This window comes from Streptomyces durocortorensis (assembly GCF_016901035.1).
Classification (GTDB): domain Bacteria; phylum Actinomycetota; class Actinomycetes; order Streptomycetales; family Streptomycetaceae; genus Streptomyces; species Streptomyces durocortorensis.
In genome coordinates, this window is the sequence record NZ_JAFEUF010000077.1 from 23,684 (window position 1) to 30,164 (window position 6,481).

A 6,481-nucleotide genomic window follows, 5' to 3' on the forward strand; every position below is an offset into this window, starting at 1 on the left:
AACTTTCCGGAGGTTGCGCGTGAGCGCAGCAGACACCGCCGAAGCCCCGGCCGGGGCCCCCGCCGCCGCACCCATGGACCACCGTCACGTCCTGCGGGCCCTGAGCGGGCTGCTCATCGTGCTGTTCGTCGCGATGATCAGCACCACCGTGGTCTCGGTCGCGCTCCCGCAGATCATCGGGTCGCTCGACGGCACACAGTCGCAGTACACCTGGGTCGTCACCGCGACCCTGCTCGCCTCCACGGCCTCCACCCCGATCTGGGGCAAGCTCGCCGACCTGTTCAGCAAGAAGCTCCTGCTCCAGACAGCGATCGGGATCTTCGTCGTTGCGTCGGTCGCTTGTGGGTTCGCCCAGTCCACCGAGCAGTTGATCGCTTTCCGTGCCGTTCAGGGGCTCGGTATGGGCGCGCTCCAGGTGCTCGTCCAGGTGATCATCGCCGCGATGATCAGCCCGAAGGAGCGCGGCCGCTACAACGGTTACCTCGGCGGCGTCATGGCCGTCGCCACCGTCGGCGGGCCGCTGCTCGGCGGGTTCATCACCGACGCCTCCTGGCTCGGCTGGCGCTGGTGCTTCTTCGTCGCCGTGCCCTTCACCCTCGTCGCCTCCGTGATGCTCGCCCGCACCCTGCACCTCGCCGAGGTCCGCCGGCCCGACACCAAGGTCGACTACCTGGGCGCATCGCTCATCGCCGCCGGGGTCAGTCTTCTCCTCCTCTGGGTCACCTTCGTCGGCGACGACTTCGGCTGGATCTCCTGGCAGAGCGGACTGATGGTCGGCGGGAGTGTCATCGTCCTGGCGGCGGCCGTCCTCGTCGAGGGGCGCGTCAAGGAGCCCGTCGTTCCGCTCCACGTCGTCCGCCGCCGCGACCCCGCCCTCGCGATCGTCGCCAGCCTCGCGGTCGGCATGGCCATGTTCGGCGGCGCGGTCTTCCTCGGGCAGTACTTCCAGATCGGACGCGGCTACTCGCCGACGGAGGCCGGGCTCCTCACCATTCCGCTCATGGCCGGCGTCCTCGTCTCCTCCACCGTCGCCGGACGCCTGGTCTCCCGGACCGGCAAGGTCAAGCCGTTCATCGTCGCCGGTGTCGTCGTCCTCGCCCTCGGCTTCCTCGGACTGTCCTTCATCGACCACGAGACCTCGCTCGTGATGGTGTCGCTGGGGATGCTCGGTGTGGGTGTCGGAGTCGGCATGTCGATGCAGAACCTGGTGCTCGTCCTCCAGAACACCGTCCCGCTCAGCGAGATAGGCGCGGCCAGCGGAGCCATCACCTTCTTCCGCTCCCTCGGCGGCACCATGGGTGTCTCCGTCCTCGGCGCGGTCCTCGCCCACCAGGTGTCCACGAAGATCACGGACGGGCTGGTGAAGCTCGGCATCGATCCCGCCGCCTCCGGCTCCGGCGGCTCCACCCTCAACGTCGCCGCCATGCCGCCCCAGGTCCAGGAGGTCGTCCGGGCCGCGTACGGGGACGCCACCGGCCACATCTTCCTCATCTCGGCCGGCATCGCCGTGATCGGCGTCGTCGCGTCGCTGTTCCTGACGCCGACGAAGTTGCGGGACAGCGTGGATCTCTGAGCCGCGCCCCTACGGCTCGTACAGCCCGTTTCCGCGCCCCGCACGGGTGCGGAAACGGGCTGTTGTACTGTTACGACCCCCGTACGCCACGGGGAACGAGGAGACCGACCGAGGAGGTGAGACCCATTACCGCTGGATCAGACTGGGTGCTCACCCCGCGCGATCACGTCGGACGACCGGCGGCACCGGCATCAGCCGCAGCCGACCGGACGGCCTAGGGCGGATCGCCGAGCGCCCATCGGTTTTCCCGAAAGGCTTCGCTCGTATGCCGGTTCACCCCATCAGCTCCCTCTCCACCACCGTCCTCGCCCTCCGCCGCGCCGGCTGCGTCTTCGCCGAGGACGAGGCGTCCCTCCTCCATGAGGCCGCCGCTTCCCCCGACGAGCTGTCCGCCCTCGTCGAGCGCCGCGCCGCCGGGCTGCCGCTCGAACACGTCCTGGGCTGGGCGGAGTTCCGCGGCCGCCGCTTCGCCGTGGACGCCGGCGTCTTCGTGCCCCGGCGGCGTACGGAGTTCCTCGTGGAGCAGGCCGCCGCCCTCGCACCCCGCCGGGCCGTCGTCGTCGACCTCTGCTGCGGTTCGGGTGCGCTCGGTGTCGCCCTCGCCACCGCGCTGGACCGGGTCGACCTGCACGCCTGCGACGTCGAACCCGCCGCCGTACGCTGCGCCCGGCGCAACGTCGGCGGCCTGGGGGAGGTGTACGAGGGTGATCTCTTCGCCCCCCTTCCCGCCCGCCTGCGCGGCCGCGTCGACGTACTCCTGGCCAACGTTCCGTACGTTCCGACCGCCGATGTCGAGCTGCTCCCCGCCGAGGCCCGCGTCCACGAACCGCGCGTCGCCCTCGACGGGGGCGGCGACGGCCTCGACGTCATGCGCCGGGTCGCCGCCGAGGCACCCGCGTGGCTCGCCCCCGGTGGCAGCCTGCTCGTGGAGACGAGCGAGCGGCAGCGGGACACGGCGCTCGACGTTCTGCGTGCCGCCGGGCTGAGCCCCCGGGTCCTGGTCTCCGATGAGCTGTACGCCACCGTCCTCGTCGGGACGGCCCCGCGGGTCACGTGACGCGGAGGCGTCCCGTCGGGACGGTCCCGCAGGTCACGTGAAGCGGTGGCGCGTCTGGCTGTACGGCTCCCCCTTGCCGAAGCCGAACGCCGTACGGGGGTGGACCGCGAACACCTGGGCGTGGCCCGCCCCCGCCTGGACGAAGCTGCCGTCCTCGACGTCGAAGTGCCAGTCGGCGCCGTACTTCGCCTCCCACTCCCGGGCCAGGGCGGTCAGCCGCTCGTGGTCCGTCACCCGGTCCGCCCGGCCCTCCACCACGACGTCGAAGCCGGAGTCCAGGGTGTTCGCACCCGTCGTCAGGACCACCTCGGGGTTGGCCGCCAGATTGCGCGCCTTGCGCTCCTGCGGGCCCGTACAGAAGTGCAGGGCGCCCTGAGACCAGACGCCGATGAGCGGGGTGACGTGGGGGCGGCCGTCCGGGCGGACCGTGGAGAGCCAGTACAGCGGGGCGTCGGCCAGCACGGCGGCCGTCTCCGGCCAGGGGCGGGCCGTCGCACCCTCGCTGCTGTAGCGGGCGTCCAGCTCGGTGGCCGGGGGCTGCTCGGTCGTGGACATCGTTCCTCCGAGGGGGCGTATAGCAGTGCTGTCACGGGGTGCTGTCAGGTGTTTTCCCGTGGGTGGACTCCGCCGCCGCCCCGAATTCATCGGTACGGGACTAGGCTCGGGGAGCTGTGACGCCGACAGGGAAGCGGCCGATCAGTTACGCAGATCGGTTCGGCTGGCAGGAGAGCACGGGATGACGACCGCGCCGGGGCGCAGGAGCAGTACGTTCACCAGGCTGCTGCGGCACGGATTCACCGACCCGTCCGCCGCCGAGCAGCTCCTCGACCTGGACGCGCTCGCCTCCGTACGGTCCGATCCGGTCCTCCTGGAGGCGCTCGGAGCCACCGCCGACCCCGATCTCGCCCTGCGCGGACTGGTCCGGATCGTGGAGGCGGGGGAGGAGGGCGAGCGGCAGGTGCTGCTCGACACCCTCGTCACCGCCAAGCCCCTGCGTGACCGGCTCCTCGGGGTCCTCGGCGCCTCCGAGGCGCTCGGGGACCATCTGGCCCGGCACCCGCGCGACTGGCAGGCGCTCGTCACGTACGAGTCGGCCGACCTGAACCCCGGCGTCGCCGAGTTCGAGCAGGGGCTCGCCGACGCCGTCGACCCGGACTCGCTGCGGGTCTCCTACCGCCGGTGCCTGCTCACCCTCGCCGCCCGGGACGTCTGCGGGACGACCGGCCTCGCCCAGACCGCCGCCGAGCTGGCCGACCTCGCCACCGCCACCCTGCGCGCCGCGCTCGCCATCGCCCGCACGTCGGCGCCCGAGGACGCCGCGCAGTGCCGGCTCGCCGTCGTCGCGATGGGCAAGTGCGGCGGGCGGGAGCTGAACTACGTCTCCGACGTCGACGTGATCTTCGTCGGGGAGGCGCGCGACGGGGTCGACGAGACCAAGGCCATGCAGGCCGCCACCCGGCTGGCCGCCCACATGATGCGGATCTGTTCCGAGACCACCGTCGAGGGCACCATCTGGGAGGTCGACGCCAACCTCCGCCCCGAGGGCCGCAACGGGCCGCTCGTCCGCACCCTCAGCTCCCACCTTGCCTACTACCAGCGCTGGGCCAAGACCTGGGAGTTCCAGGCCCTGTTGAAGGCCCGGGCGGTGGCCGGCGACCCCGAGCTGGGCGCCGAGTACGTCGAGGCGGTGTCGCCGCTCGTGTGGGGGGCCGCCGACCGCGAGAACTTCGTCCCCGACGTGCAGAAGATGCGCCGCCGGGTCGTCGACAACATCCCCGCCGACCGCATCGAGCGCGAGCTGAAGCTCGGCCCCGGCGGGCTGCGGGACGTCGAATTCGCCGTCCAGCTGCTCCAGTTGGTGCACGGGCGCAGTGACGCCTCGCTGCACAGCGGCTCCACCCTGGAGGCGCTGCAGGCGCTCGCCGAGGGCGGGTACGTGGGGCGCGCGGACGCCGCCCAGCTGGACGAGGCGTACCGCTTCCTGCGCTCCATGGAGCACCGCATCCAGCTCTACCGGCTGCGCCGCACCCACCTGGTCCCCGAGGACGAGGCGGATCTGCGGCGGCTCGGCCGGTCGCTCGGGATGCGCACCGATCCGGTGGCCGAGCTGAACAAGGCCTGGCGGCGGCACGCCTCCGTCGTACGCCGGCTGCACGAGAAGATCTTCTACCGGCCGCTGCTGGACGCCGTCGCCCAACTGGCCCCCGGCGAGTCCCGGCTCAGCGCGAAGGCCGCCGCGATCCGCCTGGAGGCCCTCGGGTACGCCGACCCGGCGGCCGCCCTGCGGCACCTGGAGGCCCTCTCCTCCGGGGTGACCCGCAAGGCCGCCATCCAGCGCACCCTGCTGCCGGTGCTGCTCGGCTGGTTCGCGGACTCCGCCGACCCGGACGCCGGGCTGCTCGGCTTCCGCAAGGTGTCCGACGCGCTCGGCAAGACCCCGTGGTACCTGCGGCTCCTGCGCGACGAGGGTGCCGCCGCGGAGAACCTCGCCCGGGTGCTCTCCGGCGGCCGTCTCGCCCCGGACCTGCTGATGCGGGCCCCGGAGGCGGTGGCGATCCTCGGCGACCCGGAAGGGCTCACGCCGCGCAGCCGTGGCCACCTGGAGCAGGAGGTGCTGGCCGCGGTGGGGCGGGCCGGGGACGCGGAGTCGGCCGTCGCGGTGGTGCGCGGGGTGCGCCGCCGGGAGCTGTTCCGTACGACGGCCGCCGACCTCATCGGCTCGTACGGCACCGAGGACAGCCCCGCCGAGCAGGACCACGGGGCCCTTGTCGACCGGGTCGGCTCGGCCGTCACCGACCTCAACGCCGCCACCATCGCGGGGGCGTTGCGGGCCGCGGTCCGCGCGCAGTGGGGGGACACGCTGCCGACCCGGTTCGCCGTCATCGGCATGGGCCGCTTCGGCGGACACGAGCTGAGTTACGGCTCCGACGCGGACGTCCTCTTCGTGCACCGGCCGCGCGAGGGCGTGAGCGACGAGGAGGCGGGGCGGGCGGCCAACGCGGTCGTGGGCGAGATGCGGCGGCTCCTCCAACTGCCTACCGCCGACCCGCCGTTGCTCATCGACGCCGACCTGCGCCCCGAGGGCAAGACCGGGCCGATGGTGCGCACGCTGAAGTCGTACGGGGCCTACTACCGGCGCTGGTCGCTGGCCTGGGAGAGCCAGGCGCTGCTGCGGGCCGAACACATGGCGGGCGACGAGGAGTTGGGGCGCGACTTCATCGAACTGGTCGATCCGTTGCGGTATCCGATGGAAGGGCTCGGCGAGGACGCCGTACGCGAGATCCGCCGGCTCAAGGCGCGGATGGAGTCCGAGCGGATGCCGCGCGGCGCGGACCCCACGCTCCACGCGAAGCTGGGGCGGGGCGGGTTGAGCGATGTCGAGTGGACCGTGCAGCTGATGCAGATGCAGCACGGGTGGGCGGAGCCGGGTCTGCGCACGACGCGTACGCGCGAGGCGCTGGCCGCGGCGTGTGCGGCGGAGCTGATCCCGGCGGAGGACGCGCAGACGCTGGACGAGGCGTGGGTGCTGGCGGCGCGGGTGCGCAACGCGGTGATGCTGGTGCGGGGGCGGCCGGGTGACACGTTCCCGTCCGATCCGCGGGAGCTGGCTGCGGTGGGGCGGTACCTGGGGTACGAGCCGGGGCATGTCGGGGACATGCTGGACGACTACCGGCGGATTACGCGCAGGGCTCGGGCGGTGGTGGAGGAGCGGTTCTACGGGGCGGCGACCTAGGGCCTGTCGTCAAACTGCCGCCTGCCGGGCGACGCCCCCGGGATCCCGGGGGGCGGCCGCCCCCCCCCCGGCCCGTATAAACCAAGGACGGGGGCCGCCGCAGAAAAAATGTAAGAAA

Annotated in this window: 4 protein-coding genes; 3 read left to right on the forward strand and 1 reads right to left on the reverse strand. The window is 72.6% G+C overall.

Translation table 11 applies throughout. The features are described from left to right. Positions 1 to 73: 73 nt before the first annotated feature. Entirely contained in the window at positions 74 to 1,573 is a 1,500-nt protein-coding gene (locus JS521_RS16910; RefSeq protein ID WP_205083824.1) for an MFS transporter, read from the forward strand. Between the two features lie 265 nt (positions 1,574 to 1,838). Then, positions 1,839 to 2,630, forward strand: a complete 792-nt coding sequence (locus tag JS521_RS16915) for a putative protein N(5)-glutamine methyltransferase (protein ID WP_205083818.1) — start codon at positions 1,839 to 1,841, stop codon at positions 2,628 to 2,630. Positions 2,631 to 2,663: 33 nt separating this feature from the next. On the opposite strand, the gene JS521_RS16920 is transcribed toward JS521_RS16915, so the two are convergent. Next, positions 2,664 to 3,185, reverse strand: a complete 522-nt coding sequence (locus tag JS521_RS16920; RefSeq protein WP_205083819.1) for a pyridoxamine 5'-phosphate oxidase family protein — start codon at positions 3,183 to 3,185, stop codon at positions 2,664 to 2,666. Between the two features lie 181 nt (positions 3,186 to 3,366). Between JS521_RS16920 and JS521_RS16925 the strand changes: the two genes are divergently transcribed. Then, positions 3,367 to 6,363: a bifunctional [glutamine synthetase] adenylyltransferase/[glutamine synthetase]-adenylyl-L-tyrosine phosphorylase gene (locus JS521_RS16925; protein ID WP_205083820.1), complete on the forward strand. Its 2,997-nt coding sequence runs from the start codon at positions 3,367 to 3,369 to the stop codon at positions 6,361 to 6,363. Positions 6,364 to 6,481: the final 118 nt, after the last annotated feature.

Coding starts and splice junctions, on each gene's coding strand:
- JS521_RS16910 (WP_205083824.1), top strand. CDS start 74: ATGGACCACCGTCACGTCCTGCGGGCCCTGAGCGGGCTGCTCATCGTG.
- JS521_RS16915 (WP_205083818.1), top strand. CDS start 1,839: ATGCCGGTTCACCCCATCAGCTCCCTCTCCACCACCGTCCTCGCCCTC.
- JS521_RS16920 (WP_205083819.1), bottom strand. CDS start 3,185: ATGTCCACGACCGAGCAGCCCCCGGCCACCGAGCTGGACGCCCGCTAC.
- JS521_RS16925 (WP_205083820.1), top strand. CDS start 3,367: ATGACGACCGCGCCGGGGCGCAGGAGCAGTACGTTCACCAGGCTGCTG.